Here is a 21909-nt window from a genome sequence, read left to right as displayed (position 1 = left end):
TTCACCCTGCCAGGTTGGTGCTATATGCTATGCAGGAGAATAGGCGGTTGTTCGTTTGAGCCTTTTACAGCAATTTGTTGGATCTTCTGGCCCTCATCAGCTGAATCTGGTGCAAGAAGTCATGTGCTGCTACCCCGTCTACCGGGTTCGGTGCGGATTCTGCCCCCTGCAGCGAGGCTTCCGAAGCAGACAGCAGCTTTCTCGATAAAATGGGGAGCGCCGACTCCCAGGCATGCCGCCTCTCCGCTGCCGCGCTTGTCTCCTCTGTCTGTTCTTTCAGGTTTTCCGCATCCTTAAGTTTGCTGATCCCCGCTCCCTTCGGGCTGGCCCATAGAGAACCTACGGTAACCGTACCGTCCGTGTGAATAATCAGACTATGGCTCAAGGTTTTCCCTCCACTTAGCTGCTGCAGCGGGTTCGGGCTCCTCTTATCCGTATGAATGTGCTGATCGATGGTCCCATACACTTTATTCCGCAGGGCAGAGTCTTTGGCCATCTGCTGAAGAATGTTTGGCGCAATGATCATTTCCTGGCCGCCACTTATACCGGAATGCTCCGGCTCTTGATCGTCTGGGGAAACGGTCTGAATACGCACTTTAATCCCATATTTCCGCTTGATCCGCTCCGCCTGATCCTGCGTTGCCGCATTGACTGCTGCCAGGGTTTCATTAAAACTGAGTGCAGAAACCGGGGTAGACGGGTGGAACTCCTGCTGCTGTGGAGGCCGGGTCAAAGAAACGCCCTGGATTCCCGTAATAGGAATATACATACTGCCTTCCTCCTTGGTTCATAATGTTCAAGTTATCCTATTTATCGGCTGGAACTGACCAATTTCTTATAAAGGTCTGCAGACGCAAAAGAGGGAGCCGCCGGCTCCCCCTTCCTTTGAACGTTACTTCTTATTTAGCCACCACACCTGCTGCAGCATCCTCTCCGCCCAAACGGCCGGAGGTGAAGGAATAGCCCAGACCCACGCCGTTGCCGACATAAGTATCATTGAACAATACACCCTCGGATTCGAGTCCAACCGCATATAACCCCTTGATTGGCACACGTTTGTCATTCAGTACCTGGAACTTGGTATTGACCAGCAATCCGCCAACCGAACCCAGATTGTTGACTTCGGCGATGATTGCATAGTATGGACCGCTGTCTCCCATAGGCACCAGGTATTCCTTCGCTTTGCCGAACTCCGTATCCACACCGGTTTTCGTTGCTTCCTGATACTGTTTGAAGTCATTGGCAAAGACCTCTGCATCCAGCCCGGCTTTTTGAGCCAATTCTTCAATGGTGCTGCCTTTATAGCCGTCGCCGTTTGCGACCATGGATTCGAATACTTTATCCGCATCCTTCCATGGCGTGTCCAGCTTGAACTGATCTGCAAAAGAAGCATAGAATTCAGGCGGCATTCCCGGCAGAGCAGGCGCTTTTACACCGTTCATCCCTTTAGCCTTCAAGGCATCTATCTGCGCTTGCGAGACAATAACCAAATGATACGCTCCGTTAAAAGCACTTGTGTTGGCAGCGGCTACCGAGGTGAGCGTAGCGGCCTCGTCTCTGAATCTTGCTCCGGAAGGACCGACATTCATCAATGTAGGCAGGTAAGAGAGCATCAACGGGTAGCTGGCTTCAAACGGCTTATACTCCGTCTTCAGCTTCTCGGTAGCTCTAGCCAGGGTCTGATGCAGCATTTGGCCGCCGAAATTATCGGGAACCTTAGCTCCGGCATCCCAGGACATCTGCAGCCCTTCGCCGATATTCTGGCCCAGCCCCCCGTTGACGCCTTCGAAGCCGAACGCTTCCTTAACCATTTCCTTGTTGCCGGCATACCCTCCGGTTGCCATGATGATGCTTTTTCCGGTAATCTCAAGCGTGGTGCCGTCGGCTTTCTCAGCAACTACACCGGTCACCTCACCGTTAGCGCCTGTAATCAGCTTCTTGGCGGTCGTTTCGGTAATCACCTGTCCGCCGCCCTTCTCTACTGAAGCTGCCAGCATCGCCCGCAGTGTGGGCTGGCGTGTTTCGTAGGCCGGAAGCATATGCAGCTGTTCTCCTGCGAAGTTGATAAAGGTTGTTTTGTAGCCCTTCTTGTTCAGCCAATCATAGGTTTCACCGGACTTGGTTACATACTGGCGGATTGCCGCCGCATCGACTCTCCAGTGGTTATTTACGATCCAGTCGGCGATTTCCTTCTCCACATTGACCTTTAATCCGCTGCTTACAGCTGCCGAAGAGTTGTAGAATTTACCCGCCCAGGACAGGTTGCTTGCTCCGCCAATGGTAGCTGTTTTCTCAATAATAATGACCTTGGCACCTTTATCTGCTGCGGATACCGCTGCCGAGACACCGGATGCTCCGGCGCCTACAACGACAACATCGGCCGACAACTGCTCGGTTTTGCCTTCACCGGCTTTGGCTACGGTTCTGGATTTGAACGCCTCTACGTTGCCGCCTGCCTGCTTCACTGCATCTTCTACAGCGGTCAGAATGGCTGTGCTGGATTCAGAAGCCCCGCTGACAGCATCAATCGCGAGCGTCTGGCCTGCGATGATCTCATCCTTGATCTTGTTGATGGCTTCCACGCCAATTCCTGCGGTTTCCTTCTGGCTGAGCACCTGAATATCGGTGATCTTGGACTGTGCATCCAGGGTAACCTCTACCTGGATTTTGCCGTCTTTGCCATCAGCCTCCGCCTTATAGGTTCCTGCTTTAAAAGAAGCCGGCACCTCGTTATCATTCGCTGCCTGCTGCGTCGCCTCGGGCGATGCAGACGGCTTCACGGAAGCGGCCGGCTCGGCAGCATTATTGCCGCTGCAGCCGCTGATCAGCGACAGAATGAGGACGAGACACACGGATAACATGAACATTTTGCTCTGTGCTTGCTTGCGCATTGGTTTTCCCCCTGTGTGGTTGGTTGGTGGCCCCTTTCTCTCTGGAAGGGCCACCGAATACACACAGAGTGTAAACCTTGGTGCGGCACCAAGGTCAATGAATGTTATGTGAAATTTTTCTCAAATGGAATATTGATCTCCAGATAGGTTTTGGTGCCTCTGCCCATTCGTTCCGTGAACAGGATTTTGCCGTGGATATCCCCGGTGATATGGTAGCCCTCTGCCCTGATATAATCCAGCATGAACTGAAAGGTCTCCCGTCCCAGATCCTCCTCATAAGAGCTGGCAATGACTGCGGAGATACAGGTGGACGGCTCGATATACTCTACGGTCCCATTCATGCACAGCTCCAGCTTCCGCTGATCCTCCTCCAGCAAGGCGAGCCCCCAGCTGTATTCCAGCTCTGCTGTCCCCATAATATTCTCCGAATTTTCAATTCTGAAGGTATAGAACGTAAAGGGAAGCAGCTCCATCCAAGCCTGCACCGTCCGCTTCAGGCACTCCTTCTGCAGCAGCTGATTCTTATCCGTCTGCTGGATGCGGTACATGCCCGGCACCTCTTTGATCCGGCAGGTATAAAAGGAGTCGCCCATCCGGCTCAGGTCTGCATGAATCTCGCTGATCTTCTCCAGCAGCATAACACTGCGCCTGATTTCCTCTTCCAACTGCTGCTGCGCGGCGGCAATAGACTGTATGACCTCCTCCGCAGGCGCGTCATTGATCAGCCCGGCTACATCCTGCAGCGGAATCTGCATACTCCGGTACCACCGGCTCGACAATAAGTTTCTGGCATCCAAATCACTGAAATAACGGTAGTTGTTGTGCTGATCTTTCATCGGGTGCACGATATCATGCTTCTCATAGAGCCGCAAGGTATCCGCCGTTACACCCAGAATCGAGGCAAATTCTCCGATAGAATATTTCATAAAAAGCCCCCCAGCTTCAATATCTATCTTTCCCTGTCATTTATGATAGAGGGTTTTGATGGGGGGCTTTGTGGTTTTTGTCACATCAATGGTTCAGCCAGCATTCATACAGTCAGCATGTCCGCTACTGTACCCGTCCCTCATTCAGCAGACCAACGGCTTTCTCTATACGCCGCTGGCGGGTCTCTGCGGTTTTGGCACTCTCGACGGAGAGGACCAGTCTCCGCCTGTTGCTGTAGGATAATCCGTCAAAAAAGAGTTTTGCCGCCGGCTCACGGTCTATCGCATCACGGAAATCAGCAGGCACCGTAAGCTCACGCGGCTCTGTATCCAGCTCCAGCTCCACTTCAATTTCATCTCCGCTGCTTACTCCTGCGCCTTGACGGTGTTCTGCACTCAGCGGAATCAAAAACTGGCCGCCCATCACAGCAATCGTACTGGCATATGTGTATTCTCCAATCTTCACCTTAACGGCAGGCTTCTTACTGGTCCCGAGTCCCGCCACCACCTCTTCGGGAACCGGAATGCCTGTCGCTGTTTTCCCGCTCAGTTGAACAATAGCCTGAAATTTCATCATGATTACCTCCTGTCAGAGAGCCAAGCTCTGTATATCATCATTGTAGTGGGAGATCTGGCGCTTTTCCAGTCGCTCCGCACACCAGGATCGTTTATACTAAAGGATACTAGTTAATATGATTGGGGAGGAAACCTCATGAATCTGGCGGAAAAAGTAGCAAGCCTCCCTTTGTCTCCAGGGGTCTACCTGATGAAGGACAGTCTGGGCCATATCATCTATGTCGGCAAAGCCAAACAGCTGAAGAAACGGGTCCAATCCTACTTTTACAATGCCAAGGGCCATTCTCCGAAAGTGAAACAACTGGTCCGGAACATCCGGGATCTCGATTACAAGCTGACCGATACGGAATTTGAAGCCTTCATGCTGGAGTGCCAGCTGATTAAGGAAATCAAGCCCATGTATAATAAAAAGATGAAAAACCCGCTCGCCTACAGCTATATTGCCATTCGCACGGATACAGCCTACCGGCAGCTGGCGGTGACCTATGATCCTGCAGAATACGGGGACAGCCTGTATTTCGGCCCATATACCAGCAGAAGCACCGTCGAACGGGCAATACAGGGGATCAAGGAAAGTCAGAAGATCCTCTGCAGCGCACCCCACGCCAAAAACACACTCTGCCTTAATCACTCGCTTGGGTTATGCATTGGCATGTGCGGAGGCGGGGAGGCACTGGCCCGGTACGAGGAGATTATCCACCGTGTGGTCGGACTGCTGAACGGGAACGACCTGCGAATTCTAGAAGACATGCAGCGGCGGATGAATCAGGCAGCCGGGAATTTTGAGTTCGAGACCGCCGCCAAATACCGCGATTATTGTACAGCCGTCAGCTCTCTGCTCCAGAAAGAGAAAGTAATTGGCTTTACCGAGCAGAATAAGAATATTGTAGTGCTTGAGCCCATACATGAGCAGGAACTCAAGCTGATCCTGATCCGGGGCAGTGAGATTCTTGACCGGACCCGGCTGAACACCGGTCAGATGAGCGAAGAGTTGCTGCATACGGTCATCCAATCCGCCATTAGCAGCAGCTTCAGCAAACCGGCGGGCGGGAAGCCGGACGCAATCAGCCGGCATAAGCTGGACGAAGCCCAGATTATCTACAGCTATCTGGCGGGAAGCTCCGGCAACTATTCTATTATTCCTCAGGAATGGCTGGAGACTCCAGATCGCGCGGCTCTTACTGAGGCGGTCAGTGAACTGGTCAAAGGATATTTTAAGGATGCCCCCAGCTAAACCGCTGTCAGGAATTCCGCACAAAAAGAGGCTTCCGCTTACGGTCCATCGACCGTAAGCGGAAGCCTCTTTCTCATGACAGGACGAGCCTTGTATACTTACCCGGCCCGGCTTCCGGCGGAGTAAAGCCGCCGGACTCTGTCTTATGCCTTAACGCCGAGCAAATCACTTACACCTTCACTTAGCGGTGTAAGCGGGCGCTCCAGCAGCTTCACGAAATCGCTGCTGGCAATATCGAGTGCGCCTTCGCGGATCGCACGTTGAATGCCGACTACAATTGGAAGCGCGCCTTCCGGCACTCCGGCTTTTGCCATAATGTCAGCATAAGTGGCATCATCCACCTGCTGTACTTGAACTTCCTTGCCCAGCACCCCGCCGACAACCGCCGCCAGTTCAGCCTGTGTTGCAGGTTGACCGGACAATTCATATACAGTATTCGCATGGCCTTCGCCTGCCAGTACAGCCGCAGCTGCTTCTGCATAATCGCGGCGCGTAGCCCAGCCCACCTTGCCTTCACCAGCAGAGGTCAGCCATGGCGCTCCGGCTTGAACCGCCTGGATCGTGCCAATCTCATTCTCCAGATACCAGTTATTCCGCAGGAAGGAGTATGAAATCCCGGACTCACGGATGAATTGTTCCGTAGCTTTGTGTACAGGTGCCAGGAACAGCGTGCTGCTGTCTGCATGGCCGACACTGGTGTAGACGATGAAGCTGACACCCGCACGTACAGCGGCATCAACGGCAGCCTTGTGCTGGCGAATCCGTGTGTCGTTGTCGCCATCCGCAGATACGATCAGCAGCCGGTCCACACCGGCAAAGGCCTTATCCAGAGTCTCAGGCTGGTCAAAATCACCATGACGTACATCTACTCCAAGCGCGCGGAGATGTTCCGCTTTCTCCGGATTTCTAACACTGACCACCAGGTTCTCTGCCGCTACCGACTTCAGCAAAGCTTCTGCCACAATGGAACCGAAATGTCCTGTTGCTCCTGTTAATGCAATCTTCATTGTCTATTCCTCCTAAGTAATTGAGTTGTATCGTAGAGCCCGCTGTATACCGACAGTGCAGCGGATTTTTCTTCCTGTAACTAATATAGTTACATGTCGAGAAAATGTCAAACAAAAAAACGGCCCGCTCAGAGCCGCCTCCCTGTTCTGCTTCAACTTGATGTCCTGCAGAGCGGAACACGCCCGGACATTTGTTAGCATTGCCGGTTTTTGCTATTCTTAATGAAAATAGAAATGATCTGTTATCAGAAAGGTTCTGCGCCATGTCAAAACCAAGAGCAAGCATTTATCAGCGCTATATTCCTGCCGTCACTCCCCCGCCTGAGTTCAGCGGCTCTGCCTACTGGCTGATCTTCCATTCCGGCAAGCTGCTGGTTACCGAAACGGAAGAGGGCACTGCCATTCCGCTTGTCCCATCCCTTGAACAGCTGTCCATGGCCCCTGTAAGGACCCTGTATCTCGGAACCTGGGAAGATATCCCCTGCTTTACCGCAGAGGTCCCGGCAGAGTCACTTGAACCCGAAGGCATGGCCTTCCGTCCGCTGCGCTCCCTGTATGAGCCGCTGGATGAGGATCTGTTCCATCTCGCAGGCAGGGGCATTCAAATGCTGGCCTGGGATGAAACCCACCAGTTCTGCGGCAGATGCGGCACTGCTACCGAGCTGTCGCAGGCCGAGCATTCCCGCAGCTGTCCGTCCTGCGGACTGGTCAGCTATCCCCGGATTGCCCCAGCGGTCATTACCGCGATTCTTAAGGACAACCGGATTCTGCTCGCACACTCACCGCATTTTGTGAACAATATGTACGGGCTGATTGCCGGATTCGTCGAGCCCGGCGAGACGCTGGAGGATTGCGTACAGCGCGAGACCATGGAGGAGGTCGGCATCAGGGTCAAGAACATCCGCTACTTCGCCAGCCAGCAGTGGCCTTTCCCCCATTCTCTGATGGTTGGCTTTCTGGCCGATTATGAGAGTGGAGACATATCGGTGGACGGTGAAGAGCTGGATCACGCCGACTGGTTCGCACTGGACCAGCTGCCTGTCATTCCGCCCCCTATCAGCATTGCCCGCAAGCTGATTGACTGGGTGGTCGAGAACCATTCCTGAGACCATGCAGAAGCAGAAACGGATACCCTCATACAGGAAGGTATCCGTTTCTGCTTCAACTCTTTACTAACGGGCTGTCTTGAAAAACTGATAGATCCGTTCCAGCTTGCGGGCATGCTTGCCCCGCTTACTCTCCATGCTTCCGAACTCAAAGAACTTCACCCTGCGGATGCCTACGTAATTTAACAATGCCTTGCGCATTAACACCTTGTGCGCGTTATGTAGCCACAACAGCGGGTAATGGGTCGGTCCCTGCATCGTGGAGATGCACACTGCCGACTTCCCCTTCAGCAGGCCCTCCGGTACCAGTCCTCCCTTATCCTGATAGGCGAACCCCGAAGCGAACATCTTATCAATATAGCCCAGCAGCATGGCCGGAGGCCGGCCCCACCAGATCGGATAGACGAACACGATTTGATCCGCCCACAGCAGCTGCTCCCTGTATTTAGCCAGAGCGGGGTCCGTGTGCATATCCCTCCTGCGCTTATGTTCACCAAAGACCAGCACAGGATCAAATCCCTCCTCATACAAATCAAGCACCTGAATCTCTGCCGCCTGTGCATTCTCCCGGCTTCCCCGGAGTACCTCCTGTAGAAATGCATAGCTTAGACTCTGATGATTCGGATGTGTATAGATTACCAATGTGTTCATTCTGCCACCTCTTTAATTATCATTTGATAAGTAAATCGTAGCATCTGTGTATATTGTTGTCAAATGATAATTGTTTTTTGATAATGTTTTTGCTAAGGTTCATGTAGAGGTGATCTTCATGGACAACAACAGCCTATTTCAGAAATTCGTTGCATTTACAACTTCCGTCCACCAAATAACCAGTGAAATAAGCAAAGATGTGAAATCGGAGTCCCTGACTCCCTTACAATATAAAATCCTTGAATATATTGCTGTCAGCCAGCCGGTAACCCTTAGCGAAATCAGCGATTGCATGCATATGTCGATGCCGAACACGAGCCGTGAGCTGAAGAAGCTGGGCGAGAAGCAGCTGTGTGACAAAATCACCGACCCGGCCGACCGCCGCAAGCAGGGCATTACCCTCTCCGCTGCCGGAAAAGCGATGATGAATGAAGCCTTTCAGTATATCGCTGTCCGGTTCACGGAACGGATAGGAAGCGTTACGGACCAGGAACGTAAAGAGATCGAGCGGGCGCTCGATCTCTTGCAGCAGAAGGTATTTTATTAAGGCGGTTCTGCATGGAACCAATAATTATTTTACCGGAATACTCTTCGCGGGACGCTCAACCGGAGCTTCCTTGCGTTTGATAAAGAAGGCCAGGATCAGCGCGAGCACGGCACTACCGGCGGTTACCATTGAAGCCACATTCATCCCGTGAATTAAGCTGTGGACATCACTCGTCTTGCCCAGTCCGCCGCCGCTATAGGTCATTATAGTCACAAGCAGCGCTGTTCCGATGGAACCGGCTACTGTCCGCAGCGTGGTGTTAACGGGAATTCCATGCCGGATCAGATCAGGCGCCAGTGAATTCATACCGCTGGTTACAACAGGAAGCAGGGTCAGGCTGACTCCGATCATGCGTAAGGAATAGCCGATCATCAAAAAGGCATACGAGGTGTGCTCCGTTAAATTAGAGAACAGCAGGGCGGAAACTACCGTTAAGCTAAGCCCTATGATGACCAGCATCCGGGCGCCCATTTTATCAAACAGCTTCCCCGCTACAGGTGACATCACTCCCATAAGAATTGCACCGGGGAGCAGCATCAGACCCGATTTGAGCGCGGTATACCCAAGCATGGTCTGCATATAGATCGGCAGCAGAAGCTGGGCACTCAGCATGATAATCATAAGGATCATACTGATTGCTGTAGCCAAGGTGAACGAGGGGCTTGTGAATACTCTTAATTCCAGCAAAGGATTATCCATGGTCAACTGCCGCCATACGAACAGGCCAAGCGCGATGCATCCGATTCCCAGGGAAATCAGCACTTCTGTGCTCCCCCACCCCTTACTGCCGGAGACGCTGAATCCATATAATACGCCGCCGAACCCAAGAGATGACAGCGCCATGGATAATGCATCGATTCTGCTCTTCACCTGCCGGGTAACATTCTTAATCAACCATAAGCCGGCGATGGTAATCAACAAAGCGAAAGGAAACAGAATATAGAACAACAAGCGCCAGGAATGGTCCTGTACAAGCCAGCCGTTCAACACGGGTCCGATGGCCGGAGCGAAATTAATCGCAAGCCCGATCATTCCCATCGTGAACCCCCTTTTACCGACCGGAATCAGGATGAAGGCCAACGTCTGCACCAAAGGAAGCATAATCCCCACCCCGACCGCCTGCACTATTCTTCCGGTAAGCAACAGACCGAAGTTCGGCGATACCGCACACAGGAGCGTTCCCGCAGTAAGCAGGCCCATGGCGAAGACAAAAACCTGTTTGGTTGTAAATCTCTGAATAAGAAACGCGGTAATCGGAACCACAATGCCTGTAACCAGTGCAAAAGCTGTCGTAAGCCATTGCGCTGTGCTTGTGGATAGCTGGAAATCCCCCATAATATTCGGAAGTGCTGTGTTAAGCGCGGATTGATTCAGCAGCCCCACCATCGCCCCGATAATTAATATAGCCATGATTAGAATAGTTCCCTTTGGTACCTTCTCCATTCTCTTTCCCTCCATTACTAAAATTATATAAATCCGCTTGCTTACGTTTGATCGGCATACCGCCACCAGGCGAGTGTACCCGCTATGCCAATGCCGCCAGTGAGATAAGGAAGCAGCCAGCTTAGAAGCTCTATATGTGAACTCTCGTCTCCTGAAGCACCGCTGAGTATACCGGGAACTGCCCAAGGAATATATTCTGCAAGCCCAACGCCACCGCCAAACTGGGCAATCACAATGGTAAGCACAACAAATCCCAAGGGAGACAGATAACCGCGCCCTACACTAGCCATCCAGGCCACGGGGATACTTAGGCAGATAACCATGAGAGAGAGCAGTCCGTATCCTCTGAAGCCATGAGCGATGGCTCCAAGGCTCCAGCCCTCTAACTGGACCAGCCATGCGGTTACGCAGCCGGCAATGAACATAATCACTGCCAGGACTGCACACAGTGCAGCGGCAACGATCAATTTGGCTGCGGCTACTCCGTACCGGGACAACGGCAATGCCAGCAAATCCTTGACCGTACGGTCGGTATACTCCCGTCCGAACATCCAGCTGAACACAAATCCGAATCCGATGAGCCCCCCCATGGATATCACAATGCCAAGCTCCTTCATGAATCCCTGCATATTGATTTCTCCCTCAAAGGCGTCCTGGGAGCCAAGCCACCCGGAGAAAATCAGCCCAATCATCACTGGCAGCAGTATGCTGGCGGTGAGTGAAATCCACAACAATCTGGATCGGCGAAGCTTCAAAATTTCCACCCAAAGGGCAGATAGCCATTGATTCATCCTTTCATTCCTCCCTCAGCCTCGATCATTCTAAGAAAATAAGCTTCTAAATCCTCTTCCTCCACCTGAATCAGCGTGGGCGGCATATCCGCGTACGCAAGCAGCTTGGAGATCTGGTCCGGGTGGGCTATGGCGCGCTTGTCGATAATCATTAGCGGGCCAGCTTCGGTCGGCCTGACATCATAGCCTGCCTGGAGCAGCCTCATCCGGCCCGCTTCGGGGTCACGGGTCTGCACAAGCAGACGTTTGCGGAGTACATGCTGCAGCTCCTTAACATCCGTCTCCTGCAGCAGCCGGCCCTGATGAACGATTCCAATCCTCGTTGTCAGCCTGGAGACCTCGCCGAGAATATGGCTGGAGATAAAAATCGTTACACCGTGGTTGAGTGCCAGGTCGCGGAGCAGTTCACGCACCTCAACAATCCCGGCCGGATCCAGCCCGTTCGTCGGCTCATCCAGAATCAGCACCTTCGGATGATGCAGCATGGCCTTAGCCAGGCCGAGCCGCTGCCCGTTGCCCAGAGAGAGCGTTCCGGCCTTGCGGTCCCGGTAAGCGGTAAGCTGAAGCTTGTCGATAATGCTGTCAATCGCCTTGCGGTCAGGAATACCCCGCAGCCTGCGGATAATCTCCAGATTCTCGCGGACGGTAAGTTCTGGATAAGAGTACGGTGTTTCCACCATGTAGCCCACACTGGCCCACAGCTTATGGCTGCCGGCGTCCACCCGTTGTCCTGACACATAGGAGGACCCGGAATCGGGACGGATCATGCCCAACAGCATACGGATGGTTGTCGTTTTGCCCGCTCCATTGAGTCCCAGAAATCCGTAGATTTCGCCTTGGTCCACCTCCAGTGACAGCCCATTCACAGCATGGTTGCTCCCGAAATGCTTGGTTAACTCTTTTGTCTGAATCATTGCGGCCATTATCCTCACTCCTGTCTTCAATTTAAAACTAACTAGTTGTTTATATTTTGTTCAAAAAAACAGCCGCCTCTTACAGCAAAGACGGCTCCATGACGCCATGGATGATAAACTTCGCAATCTGCTGGGTGGTCTGCTCTCTCATCTGCGGGGAATCGAGCTTACCGAGCAGTTGTTCAAATCGTGAAGATGACTGCAGTGTAGCTGTAGTCACGTTCATAATCAGAATGGGAAAGAGCGCCGGATCCAAATCCTGACGGAGGATTCCATTCTTCTGGGCAGCTAAGGCCAAGTCATGCATTTGAGTCGCATCATCAGGACGATAGGTAATTTGATTCCAGGTCTTCCAATCTTCAGCCGCTTCCCAGAATAGAATTCTCAGATAGCTCCGATGCTCCAGGAGGAAGGATACCGTTTGCCGGGTCATGGCTTCGAGGAACTCCCGAAAGGCCGCGGGATCCGTTACAAGCTGTTCATTCTTCAATAATCCGGCAATGAACGAGCCTGTAATCTGTTCGCCAATCTGGTCCGCGCGTTTGACCACTTCTGTATAAAGGCCCAATTTGTCACCAAAGTACTGATAGATCAGGCTCTTATTATATCCCGACTCCTTCGCAATCACATCAATCCGTGCCGCCGAATAGCCTAGCTCGGCAAATATCTTCTCGGCAGCATCAAGGATGATTCCTCTGGTTCGGGCGGCATCGTAAATTTTCGAACTTCGTTTGCCTTCTGTCGGTGATATGATTGCCACCCCCATTTATAACTAACTGGTTAGATTTTATATCGGGAACGGACAGAAGTCAAGTGCAAATGACCAATCCCTGTAGGGGACTGTGTGTCCCCTTATGATCCTTCAGTGAATGGATCAGATTCATTATGCTTTTCTGACAAATTCGGATTTGAGCTTCATTGCTCCAAAGCCGTCAATTTTGCAATCAATATCATGATCGCCCTCGACCAGCCGGATATTCTTCACTTTGGTACCAATCTTCAGCACCGAGGAGCTGCCCTTGACCTTCAGGTCCTTGATGACTGTAACCGAGTCCCCGTCGTTCAATATATTCCCGTTAGCATCCCTGACTACTTTGTCTTCCCCGTTGCTTGTGTTCTCTGCTCCAGGTGCCCACTCATGTGCGCATTCCGGACAAACCAGCAGTGACCCGTCCTCGTATGTATACTCCGAGCTGCACTGCGGGCAGTTTGGCAATTCATTCATAATCTCATTTCTCCATTTCTTATCGACAGCTTGGTCTTAAATAAATTCTTCTTATTGTAGCACACCCCTTGAACTCATGCACAAATTACACCGTAAGCATCCCTCCCGCAGCACCGGCCAGAACAATCACCCAGGGCGGAAGCTTCCAGAAGAACAGCAGCACAAACAAAATAGCGGCCAGCGCAAAATCCAGCGGCTTCAGGATGGCCGTGGTCCAGAGCGGATCATACAGGGCAGCCAGCAGAATCCCCACCACAGCCGCATTAATTCCTGTCAGCGCTCCCTGAACCTTCGGATTATTCCTCCAGCCATTCCAGAAGGGCAGTGCGCCGACGACCAGCAGGAACGCAGGCAGGAAGATCCCCACTGTCGCAATCACGGCTCCCCAGATTCCTGAGGTCATCGCCCCAAGGTAGCCGGCAAAAGTAAACAGTGGTCCCGGAACAGCTTGCGTCGCTCCATATCCGGCCAGAAAGTCCTCCCGGCTGACCCATCCGGTAGGTACAACCTCGCGTTCCAGAAGCGGAAGCACCACATGCCCGCCACCGAATACCAAGGAACCGGAACGGTAAAAGCTGTCGAATATCGCAAACCCCCTAGCCTCCACCGATGTTCTAAGCAGCGGCAGCAGGACAAGCAGAAGAAAGAATAACGCCAGACAAAAGACAGCCACAGGGCGGCCGATGGCAATTGGCAGATCCGGCCCTTTAGCCGGTTTTGTCCGGTATATTGCAAGGCCGATCACTCCGGCAGCGGCGAGGATCAGGATCTGACCATATGCGGCATGCCAGGACAGTGCAATTGCTGCCGCCATCACCGCAATGGTGACTCTTCCCCGGTCTGGCGTGAGCTTCTGCCCCATCCCCAGCACCGCTTGTGCCACAATCGCCACAGCCACAATCTTCAGTCCATGAATCCAGCCCGCACCCGAGATGTCGAAGCCCTGCAGCAGAAAGGCAAAAGCAACCAGCGCGATCACCGAAGGCAATGTGAATCCCAGCCAGGCTATGATTCCTCCAAGCAAGCCAGCTCTGACCACACCGATGCCAATCCCGACCTGGCTGCTCGCTGGACCGGGGAGGAACTGGCACAGTGCGACCAGATCAGCGTAGCTTCGTTCGTCCATCCATTTCCGGCGGCGGATATATTCATTATGGAAATAGCCCAGGTGGGCAATGGGTCCTCCAAAGGAGGTTAGCCCGAGCCTCAGGGAAACGCCCAGAACCTCCAGCAGGTCAGCCCCTTTTCCCCGGTTCCTGCCAGCTTCCGCTGACTTCTGCCTTTTTGTCTCCATATCCATGACCCCCTCTTTCCTTCCTCTCAGCCTCATTTATGGCATGTCATTTCATCATAGCACTGAATTGTTAACGTACTATTGGCTGAAGGTCAATTCAGTCCATATCCGCAAGCAGTTGCGCATAAAAGGACTTGAACTCTATGGAGGGGGTAATTCCGATTTCACTTTGCAAAATGTCAGCAAAATGCAGGTATTGCCGGTTGAGCGCTTCTTTATTTTTCTGCATGGCCAATGTTTTCATAAGCAGCATTTGGGATTCTTCGTCGAGTTCATTGCGTTTCAGCAGCTTCAGCAGCAGCCGCATGGCTGTATTGGTCTCTTCCCGGTCCAGCAAGGCAACGCACAGTCTCCGGGTAAACGAGGTATACATGAATGACAGCCGTTCAATCTCATTCCAGGCCCAGGCATAGACCTGATCGCCAAATAGATCGCCTCTGTACAGCCTTTCAAGCTCGAGCGCTTCTTCAATGTTCGTCTGATCTATCACAGACATCCTCCGGCAGCCCTCTTCGAAGTTCAGCACATCAACCTGCACTCCGATAAGACTCAGCCCGTAATGCATGCTGTCTGAATGCAGACTCTTTTTCAGTCCATAGGTGTCTAGCAGCTTCCTCAATTGATATACCGTTGTGTTCAAATAGATTTCCGCATTTTTATCCGGCATCCCGCCATAGATATCCTCGATTAACCGTGCTCTGGAGACAAGTCTCCCTTTATGTACCAGCAGATATCCGAACACCTCAGCACTCTTCTTTGACTTCCATTTCGTCTTCATTCCATGGGCACCATGAATTTCAATCCCGCCTAAGCAGCTGATCTGCACCTCATGGGGAATGGGCTCCGGGTCCTTTCCCGTGGCACGCTCCAGACGAATCTGCGCAATCGCCCTTTGCACTGTGAGGAGAAGTCTCTCTTGTACCACGGGTTTAACAATGTAATCGAAGGCGTACACTTCAAAGGCTGGCAGTGCAAATTCCTTATGGGAGGTAATGAAGACGATCTTCGTACCTCTGCCGCTCTCCAGCAGCCGCCGGGCAAACTCCAGACCATTTTCCCGGGGCATGCTGATATCAACGAAGATCAGGTCGACCTCATGGCTGGACAAATAGGTGTAAGCCTCTGCCGTCTCCGCAAACGTACCCACAATTTCAATATCATCAATTTTGGCCAGCATCCGTTTCATGATTAAGTGCATGGCCTTCTCATCATCAATAAGGATCGCTTTCATTGCTTCATACCGCCTTCCACCCAGCTGCCTGCCGGAACCACTGCGTCCGCTGGCGGGAGCGGGAGCGAGAAAAAGAAGGTGCTCCCCTGAAGCGGTGTGCTGTCAAACCAAATCTCTCCTCCGTTCAGGCGGACAAATTCCCTGCATAACGATAAACCAAGACCCATCCCCCGCTCTCCGTCTGTACCCAGCAAAGAAACCGGATATTGATCCTGCAGCAACGTACCGGCTTGTTCAGGCGCGATGCCTTCACCGGTATCCCTCACAGAAATGACGAGATGCTGATCTTTCCGCTCTGCCTTCAAAAAGATAAATCCCCCATCAGCCGTGAATTTAATCGCATTGGTCAAAAGATTGCGGATAATCAGCTCCAGCATTTCTTTGTCGGCATACACATAGGTTCCCTCCGGAATTTCGGAAATGATTTCAATATGCTTACGTCCGCTTCGCACGGACATCAGGCGTAAATTCTGCTCAACGGCATAGGATACGTCCCTCTCCAGCGGATGGAATACAAGGCCTCCGGCCTGGGTACGAAAAAAGTCCAGCAAACTATCTACCAAAGCAAAGGTATTGTGGATCTGATGGCCCATTTCACGAACGACTTCTTCCCGGTTCTCTCGGCTGCCTTGCATTTCTTCCTCCAGTATTTCCATCAAGTTAACGAGCACCGCTATGGGATCACGGATATCATGGGCAATCACGCTGAACATTCTGTCTTTGAACGTATTCAGCTCACCGAGCTGTCTGGCATTATCCATAAGCCTCTCCTGCGTGAGTACATTTTCAGTTATATCACTTAAGAGGAGCATCTTGCCTATAGGCTTACTGCTGTTGTTCCAGACATAGGACAGCTGTACATTGTAGAATTTGTCACCCGTCTGGCTTGGAAGCTGAAGCTTATCTAACGAGGAAGGCTCTTGCAGAATCTGCCCAAGCAATACAGAAGAGCCGGCGAATATCTCTGAGGCTGTTCTTCCTATACTCTTGTTGTTCAATCCCTGAACTCTCTCACTAGCCGAACGGTTGTAGCTAATCAGTACATGATCGAGATCAAAAACAATAACGGCCTCCTGCATCGATCGGAACACCTGTTGGAGAGCCAAGGGGGCGAGCCGCAGCATATTGAACTGATAAATCCCCCATAAGAAAAAAATCCCCGAGAACAAAAAACCGAAAGGGGATATATCAATAGGCAAGTGAAACACTCCGGTAAGATACACCAATGTAAAACCGTAGGGTCCCCAGGACCCTATAATCATCAATGCCACCGGCGTCTTCATCCGGGGAAGGGCCTTAAGGTACATTTGCACCAGGAATATCATTCCGACAGCGAAGAAACTGTACGAATACACGACATGAAGCTTATATAAGGGGCCTTTCACCAGAGTAACCAGCATAAATCCTTCCGCAGCATTGAGTGTCATACTCTTATAGAACAAATGATGCCATTCATTAGTATAATGGGCGATAAAGGTTATTACCGGTACAATCATCAGCAGCGTTACATTCCTTCGGCTCACCCAGGATTGCCGTCCTGTATATTGCAGGACCATAATAAACCAGAGGACTGTGCCAAAGGGGATGCCGATATACTCAATCCGTAGCCAAAAACGGATATGCTCCAAAGAAGTGCTGGCAATTTCAAACGCATAGCCAAAACTGTACAATGAGCCGGTCAGCATGCCGAGACCATAGCTAATAGCGATCGGAAGACTCTTTCTCTTCCAGCAAAGATATGTCAATATCAGTGAACAGCAGGTAGCTGCCATCAGCAGCGCAGATAAATACAGATTGTAGCCCATCAATGAATGACCTCTATTCTGGAAGAACCCATGCATTCTATGCCTCTTATGTTAACAGATCGACTTCTTATAGAGAACTTAATATTCAAATTTTTCGACAAAAAAAGCCCTTTTTCACCAATTCAGGTGAAACGGGCTTTTTTGGGTTAGCATCACCGGTCCGGTGGCTGCAACATGTTGGTGCCAGGCTTACTTTAAGGTGTCCAGTAGAGCCTTAATCTCCGGGTTGATCTGCAAAACGCGCAGCACAATGGTGATGGCTTCGGCTCGGGATGCCTGCTTCTCCGGCAGGAATTCTCCATTTCCGGTGCCGCTGATAATCCCGGCTGCCGCAGTTTTTTGAATCTGATCCTTATTCCATGTTGTATCAATATCCGAGAAGTCTGCCGTTGCCACTGGGGCTGCGTTGTTAAAGTCTATGATCTTAGAGATGATTGAGATCATCTCGGAACGGGTGATTTCACCGTTTGGCTTAAATGTGCCGTTTGGATAGCCCGAGACCAAGCCTTTTTCCTGCAGAGTACGAATCGAAGCCTCTGCCCAGTGGCCGGAAATATCACTTAATTTGCTTGCGCTGCCGGTACCGGTGAGATCAAACACTTTGGAAATAAGGCTTGCAAACTCCGCACGGGTGATGCTTGCATTCGGGTGAAAGCTTCCATCCGGATAGCCCTGAACCATCCCCAGCTTAACGAACGTTTCTACCGTCGGCTCCGCAAAGTGGGAGGAAATGTCGGTGAATCTCACCGCAGGCGGATTAACATTCGCCTTTTCGATCTTCTTGCTCAAGCTCAATACTACATCTTTAATATTTACTACATTGTCAGCGAAGCGGGCTGCCGGCTGCACTTCCGGCGTCGGTGTCGGTGCTGGTGTTGGTGCTGGTGTTGGTGCTGGTGTAGACGTTGGTGCCGGTGTCGAAGCTGGAACTGCCGCTTGTGCTGGCTCCGTTGGCGCCGGCGTTGTGGTTGGTACTATAGTCGGTCCAGCAGTTGCTGTTGGCAGGCTGCTCTCACTGGATGCTATGACCGTAACCTCTATTTGCCCGTATACCCCGGAACCGTCGTTAGCGGTAGCTTTTACAGTAAGGGTACCTGGGGAGGCGCCCGTTAACAGTCCGTTTTCACTGATCGTACCTGTTCCCGTTCCATAGACAACAGACCAGACAGCGGTCCGATCGGTGGCTTCTACAGGAGCAACAACCATATCCAGTTGAATGGAATCACCCGAGTTCACCAAAGAATCTCCAGCGATCGAAATGGAAGCAACCGGGATCTTGGCAGGCGACTCAGTGGGCGCCGTTGTTGGTGCTTCAGTTGGCGTTGGTGTTGGTGTTGGTGTTGGTGTTGGTGTTGGTGTCGGTACCGGCGCTTCAGTTGGTGTCGGAGCAGCCGTTATAGTTAATTCTGTACTGCCGATTACTAAGCTTCCGTCAGTGGCTTCCGCTTTTACGGTTACAGTACCCGGATCACCTGCCGTGAGCACTCCGCTTACCGCATCAATCGTTGCTGAGCCGGTTCCGTAAACTACGGACCAGACTACACTTTGATTGGCTGCGTCTACCGGTGTTATCCCGGCATTCATCACCAGGGTATCACCAGTATTCAGAGAGCTTACGCCTCCGGCTCCGTTTACTGTGATTCCGGTGGTGAGGTGAAAGATATTATCCGCAATTAATTTGGGACCCGAATATAACGAAATGGGCGATGAAAACTGCACAGTGGGAGATTTAATCAGAAAGGTGACTAAACCTTGGTCTGTATACGAAGAGAATCCTTCAAGAGCCTCATTGGTCCTGAAATTATTATCACTAGGGTCCGTGTTATAGAACACGGTATTGGGATCAGCAGCATGTGCAAAGACTTCAGCCTGGCCGCTCACCAGCTGGTTATCCGCTCCGTACACGGCAAAAGTTACACTAATATATCCGGGATAAGCTACACTCGCCTCCGGCTGCTTAGCAAGCACCACATGATCTGCAGCATAATCAGGCTTATGTGCCTTAATGTTGCTCACAGTTACATAAGAGCCGCCATTGTACGAATAACTGGGAACCCAGCTGATGGTATTGTCATTCACATACCCGCCCACAATGGTCTTTGCGGGATCCGTAGGAGCTGTTACCGAAGAAGCCGCACCGGCATCCGGAACTTGGACTACGCTTCCATCTGCATACCTGAAGAACAAATGCTCTGAGCTATCCGGCTTATCAACCGGGAAGTTCACATATACCGAGCTTGTTTTTAATACACAGCCGCTCAATACAGCGAGTGTCAAGGCTGAAACCAGAAATAGTCTCAATACTGTAGTTTTTTTCATATTGTCGGCCTCACCCTTTCAAGTTTGCAATAATTAAATTTAATAGAATGATAACGCATCTCAATGACAAACTAATGACAAACTTCGGCGAAGAGCTTATATACACACAACAGCTGCCTCAAAATATCTTGAGGCAGCTGTTGTTGTTCTATAAGGCCTGTACTTCTTTAGTTCATAAAACCGGTATACTGCATTAACCGGGTCAACATGACCACCGCTTGAGCACGGCTGGCATTGGCAGCAGGAACGAACGTCTCCGTGGTCATCCCTGTAATAATCTTTGCATTCACAGCTTGAGCCACAGAAGCCTTAGCCCAGCTCCTGATCATAGCTTTATCCTTGAATGAGGCCAATAATATATCCTGTTTTCCTGACGCATCATCTGCTTTGCCCGCCACCGTGATCGCTCTCGAAATCATCACAGCCATTTGCTCACGGGTAATGGTGTTGTTAGGTCTAAAGCTGTTGTCCTGGAATCCATCCACCAGCTTGGCTGCAACAGCTGCACCAATGGCACCGCTATACCAGTCACTGGATGACACATCAGTGAAGGCGGATGATCCTGTAGCCAGCGATAAGCCTAGCGAACGGACTAATAACGCTGCGAATTCCGCTCTTGTAATATTACTGTTCGGAGCAAATCCGTTATCAGATACACCCTTTACAACCAGCTTGGATGCCAGCAGTTCAATGTCCGCTTGCGCCCAGTGTTTGCCGATATCACTAAATGTTTTTGAAGAGGATAGCACCGTGTATACGCTATTACCGTTACGTTTAAAGGTAATCTTAGTAGATCCGTCTGTCTGTTGGTCAAAAACCGCAGGTACAAATGAGAATGATCCGGTTGATTCGTCATAGAGGGCCACCGTTGCACCTGCATTATTTACCGAAGGTTTGACTACAATACTCCGCTCCACAAATGTGGAACCAAAATGGTTAAGCTCTATCGTCTTACCATTCCCGAAGCCCTTGACGGAGAAGTCCATGGCATTCCCTAACTGCGATGCTGCAATGTCCTGTGCATGAAGTTTAATCTTGGCATTAATGTCTGCTGTCACAGGTGAAATATTCACCTGAATGCTTACACCCGTAACTGCAGTCCCTAAGCTTTGGGCGATTGCCGCAAAATCCAAAACACTCAGTGGTAATGAATACTCTCCATCGTTGGTTTGCAGAGAGATGACTGTAGCCGGCGCATTCAGGGCAGCCGCTGCCAACACGGAGGAGGACAGATTGAATTGTACACCCTCGCCAGAGGGATTATTGTAGGTTATATACACAATTGGAGCATCCCCATGATTGTCCTGCTTGGCTGCGGCAGACAGGGCATCAGACAGTGAGGCTGCGTCCTGCGTAACAGCAATCATCGGCACACCATTTGCCGGGGTCCCCGGTACAGCTAGGTTTTTGCCGATATCCACTTTGACCGGGGCAGCATTCGAACCGCGTGGTGTAATTGGTGCACCTGGAGCGGTAATTGTTCCAGTGGCTGTACCTACAGCGGGACTATCACTGCCACTTCCGGTTCCTCCACCTGTTTCTCCGCCAGTTCCTCCGCCAGTTCCTCCGCCGGTTCCTCCGCCAGTAGTTGCCGCTTTTACTACTAAGACCGCTGTAGCTACCTGGCTGCCTTGTCCAGCTATGACCTTATACATTCCGGCTGGCTCACTCTTCGCCAAGGTGAATGTACTGGAGAACTGCCCCCCGCTGACCTTGACGAGGTCATAGAATACGGTACTGCTCGCTGGACGCAACACCTGGATAATCACTTCATCCAGCGTGGAGGTGCCGGAGATCATTACACTCCCGCCAACGTCCACTGCGGCTACCGGGTTTAGCGTAACTGCTGTACTATCGGCGAATACCGCTGCAGGCACCAGTGATACACACAGTGCAATAATCAGCATTAGGCTTAACTTGCGTAACTTCACTTTTACATTCCCCGCTTC

At 51.5% G+C, this 21909-nt stretch carries 19 protein-coding genes; 3 read left to right on the top strand and 16 right to left on the bottom strand.

The genetic code is table 11. The features are described 5' to 3' along the window. Window positions 1–64: 64 nt before the first annotated feature. The 4 genes from A3849_RS03765 to A3849_RS03750 all read right to left on the bottom strand — a co-directional run bounded on the left by A3849_RS03765 (window position 65) and on the right by A3849_RS03750 (window position 4394). Window positions 65–769: a DUF6033 family protein gene (locus A3849_RS03765; RefSeq protein WP_074110228.1), complete on the bottom strand. Its 705-nt coding sequence runs from the start codon at window positions 767–769 to the stop codon at window positions 65–67. A 130-nt stretch (window positions 770–899) separates the two neighbouring features. Next, a complete protein-coding gene (locus tag A3849_RS03760; RefSeq protein ID WP_074110227.1) occupies window positions 900–2891 on the bottom strand; it encodes an FAD-binding protein in 1992 nt (663 codons plus the stop codon). Between the two features lie 104 nt (window positions 2892–2995). Next, complete coding sequence (locus A3849_RS03755) at window positions 2996–3817, bottom strand: MerR family transcriptional regulator (RefSeq protein ID WP_074110226.1); 822 nt, start codon at window positions 3815–3817, stop codon at window positions 2996–2998. Between the two features lie 124 nt (window positions 3818–3941). After that, window positions 3942–4394 carry a YdeI/OmpD-associated family protein gene (locus A3849_RS03750; protein ID WP_256700638.1) on the bottom strand — a complete coding sequence of 151 codons (453 nt, stop codon included), beginning with the start codon at window positions 4392–4394 and terminating at the stop codon, window positions 3942–3944. Between the two features lie 135 nt (window positions 4395–4529). On the opposite strand from A3849_RS03750, the gene A3849_RS03745 reads away from it, so the two are divergent. Continuing rightward, window positions 4530–5627 (top strand): UvrB/UvrC motif-containing protein, encoded by a 1098-nt coding sequence (locus A3849_RS03745; protein ID WP_074110224.1) that lies wholly within the window; start codon window positions 4530–4532, stop codon window positions 5625–5627. A gap of 143 nt (window positions 5628–5770) precedes the next feature. Here A3849_RS03745 and A3849_RS03740 read toward each other — a convergent pair whose 3' ends face one another. Continuing rightward, window positions 5771–6634 carry an SDR family oxidoreductase gene (locus A3849_RS03740; RefSeq protein WP_074110223.1) on the bottom strand — a complete coding sequence of 288 codons (864 nt, stop codon included), beginning with the start codon at window positions 6632–6634 and terminating at the stop codon, window positions 5771–5773. Between the two features lie 263 nt (window positions 6635–6897). Here A3849_RS03740 and nudC point away from each other — a divergent pair, with 263 nt between their 5' ends. After that, a complete protein-coding gene (gene nudC, locus A3849_RS03735; protein ID WP_074110222.1) occupies window positions 6898–7740 on the top strand; it encodes an NAD(+) diphosphatase in 843 nt (280 codons plus the stop codon). Window positions 7741–7806: 66 nt separating this feature from the next. Here the strand turns inward: nudC and A3849_RS03730 are convergent, their stop codons facing one another. Then, window positions 7807–8391, bottom strand: coding sequence for an NAD(P)H-dependent oxidoreductase (locus tag A3849_RS03730; RefSeq protein ID WP_074110221.1), 585 nt, complete (start codon window positions 8389–8391; stop codon window positions 7807–7809). A 118-nt stretch (window positions 8392–8509) separates the two neighbouring features. Here A3849_RS03730 and A3849_RS03725 point away from each other — a divergent pair, with 118 nt between their 5' ends. After that, a complete protein-coding gene (locus tag A3849_RS03725; RefSeq protein WP_074110220.1) occupies window positions 8510–8938 on the top strand; it encodes a MarR family winged helix-turn-helix transcriptional regulator in 429 nt (142 codons plus the stop codon). Between the two features lie 24 nt (window positions 8939–8962). Here the strand turns inward: A3849_RS03725 and A3849_RS03720 are convergent, their stop codons facing one another. The 10 genes from A3849_RS03720 to A3849_RS03655 all read right to left on the bottom strand — a co-directional run bounded on the left by A3849_RS03720 (window position 8963) and on the right by A3849_RS03655 (window position 21891). Continuing rightward, window positions 8963–10381, bottom strand: coding sequence for a DHA2 family efflux MFS transporter permease subunit (locus A3849_RS03720; protein ID WP_256700637.1), 1419 nt, complete (start codon window positions 10379–10381; stop codon window positions 8963–8965). A 41-nt stretch (window positions 10382–10422) separates the two neighbouring features. Next, complete coding sequence (locus A3849_RS03715; RefSeq protein ID WP_074110218.1) at window positions 10423–11172, bottom strand: ABC transporter permease; 750 nt, start codon at window positions 11170–11172, stop codon at window positions 10423–10425. After that, complete coding sequence (locus A3849_RS03710; RefSeq protein ID WP_074110217.1) at window positions 11169–12095, bottom strand: ABC transporter ATP-binding protein; 927 nt, start codon at window positions 12093–12095, stop codon at window positions 11169–11171. Before A3849_RS03710 ends, A3849_RS03715 begins: the two co-directional genes overlap by 4 nt. A gap of 70 nt (window positions 12096–12165) precedes the next feature. After that, window positions 12166–12846, bottom strand: a complete 681-nt coding sequence (locus A3849_RS03705) for a TetR/AcrR family transcriptional regulator (RefSeq protein ID WP_218619203.1) — start codon at window positions 12844–12846, stop codon at window positions 12166–12168. 123 nt (window positions 12847–12969) lie between these two features. Further along, a complete protein-coding gene (locus tag A3849_RS03700; protein WP_074088350.1) occupies window positions 12970–13311 on the bottom strand; it encodes a zinc ribbon domain-containing protein YjdM in 342 nt (113 codons plus the stop codon). An 85-nt stretch (window positions 13312–13396) separates the two neighbouring features. Continuing rightward, window positions 13397–14605 carry a chromate transporter gene (locus A3849_RS03695; protein WP_074110215.1) on the bottom strand — a complete coding sequence of 403 codons (1209 nt, stop codon included), beginning with the start codon at window positions 14603–14605 and terminating at the stop codon, window positions 13397–13399. Window positions 14606–14702: 97 nt separating this feature from the next. Next, window positions 14703–15836 (bottom strand): response regulator, encoded by a 1134-nt coding sequence (locus tag A3849_RS03690; RefSeq protein WP_074110214.1) that lies wholly within the window; start codon window positions 15834–15836, stop codon window positions 14703–14705. Beyond that, window positions 15833–17677 (bottom strand): sensor histidine kinase, encoded by a 1845-nt coding sequence (locus A3849_RS03685; protein WP_083613352.1) that lies wholly within the window; start codon window positions 17675–17677, stop codon window positions 15833–15835. Before A3849_RS03685 ends, A3849_RS03690 begins: the two co-directional genes overlap by 4 nt. Window positions 17678–17830: 153 nt before the next feature. Beyond that, window positions 17831–19960 carry an S-layer homology domain-containing protein gene (locus tag A3849_RS32010; protein WP_083613351.1) on the bottom strand — a complete coding sequence of 710 codons (2130 nt, stop codon included), beginning with the start codon at window positions 19958–19960 and terminating at the stop codon, window positions 17831–17833. A 167-nt stretch (window positions 19961–20127) separates the two neighbouring features. Beyond that, window positions 20128–21891 (bottom strand): S-layer homology domain-containing protein, encoded by a 1764-nt coding sequence (locus A3849_RS03655; protein WP_143191727.1) that lies wholly within the window; start codon window positions 21889–21891, stop codon window positions 20128–20130. Window positions 21892–21909 lie beyond the last annotated feature (18 nt).

Source organism: Paenibacillus sp. P46E, assembly GCF_001909095.1.
In the GTDB taxonomy this organism is placed as follows: Bacteria; Bacillota; Bacilli; order Paenibacillales; family Paenibacillaceae; genus Paenibacillus_AQ; species Paenibacillus_AQ helianthi.
Note: the sequence above shows the minus strand (reverse complement) of the source record. Positions and strands in the feature narration are given on the sequence as shown.

Excerpts from the sequence above, each read along its gene's own strand:
- nudC (WP_074110222.1), top strand. The coding sequence starts at position 6,898 with ATGTCAAAACCAAGAGCAAGCATTTATCAGCGCTATATTCCTGCCGTC.
- A3849_RS03700 (WP_074088350.1), bottom strand. The coding sequence starts at position 13,311 with ATGAATGAATTGCCAAACTGCCCGCAGTGCAGCTCGGAGTATACATAC.
- A3849_RS03690 (WP_074110214.1), bottom strand. The coding sequence starts at position 15,836 with ATGAAAGCGATCCTTATTGATGATGAGAAGGCCATGCACTTAATCATG.
- A3849_RS03750 (WP_256700638.1), bottom strand. The coding sequence starts at position 4,394 with ATGATGAAATTTCAGGCTATTGTTCAACTGAGCGGGAAAACAGCGACA.
- A3849_RS03740 (WP_074110223.1), bottom strand. The coding sequence starts at position 6,634 with ATGAAGATTGCATTAACAGGAGCAACAGGACATTTCGGTTCCATTGTG.
- A3849_RS03755 (WP_074110226.1), bottom strand. The coding sequence starts at position 3,817 with ATGAAATATTCTATCGGAGAATTTGCCTCGATTCTGGGTGTAACGGCG.
- A3849_RS03760 (WP_074110227.1), bottom strand. The coding sequence starts at position 2,891 with ATGCGCAAGCAAGCACAGAGCAAAATGTTCATGTTATCCGTGTGTCTC.
- A3849_RS03745 (WP_074110224.1), top strand. The coding sequence starts at position 4,530 with ATGAATCTGGCGGAAAAAGTAGCAAGCCTCCCTTTGTCTCCAGGGGTC.
- A3849_RS03710 (WP_074110217.1), bottom strand. The coding sequence starts at position 12,095 with ATGGCCGCAATGATTCAGACAAAAGAGTTAACCAAGCATTTCGGGAGC.
- A3849_RS03695 (WP_074110215.1), bottom strand. The coding sequence starts at position 14,605 with ATGGAGACAAAAAGGCAGAAGTCAGCGGAAGCTGGCAGGAACCGGGGA.
- A3849_RS03730 (WP_074110221.1), bottom strand. The coding sequence starts at position 8,391 with ATGAACACATTGGTAATCTATACACATCCGAATCATCAGAGTCTAAGC.
- A3849_RS03685 (WP_083613352.1), bottom strand. The coding sequence starts at position 17,677 with ATGCATGGGTTCTTCCAGAATAGAGGTCATTCATTGATGGGCTACAAT.
- A3849_RS32010 (WP_083613351.1), bottom strand. The coding sequence starts at position 19,960 with ATGAAAAAAACTACAGTATTGAGACTATTTCTGGTTTCAGCCTTGACA.
- A3849_RS03765 (WP_074110228.1), bottom strand. The coding sequence starts at position 769 with ATGTATATTCCTATTACGGGAATCCAGGGCGTTTCTTTGACCCGGCCT.
- A3849_RS03725 (WP_074110220.1), top strand. The coding sequence starts at position 8,510 with ATGGACAACAACAGCCTATTTCAGAAATTCGTTGCATTTACAACTTCC.
- A3849_RS03715 (WP_074110218.1), bottom strand. The coding sequence starts at position 11,172 with ATGAATCAATGGCTATCTGCCCTTTGGGTGGAAATTTTGAAGCTTCGC.
- A3849_RS03720 (WP_256700637.1), bottom strand. The coding sequence starts at position 10,381 with ATGGAGAAGGTACCAAAGGGAACTATTCTAATCATGGCTATATTAATT.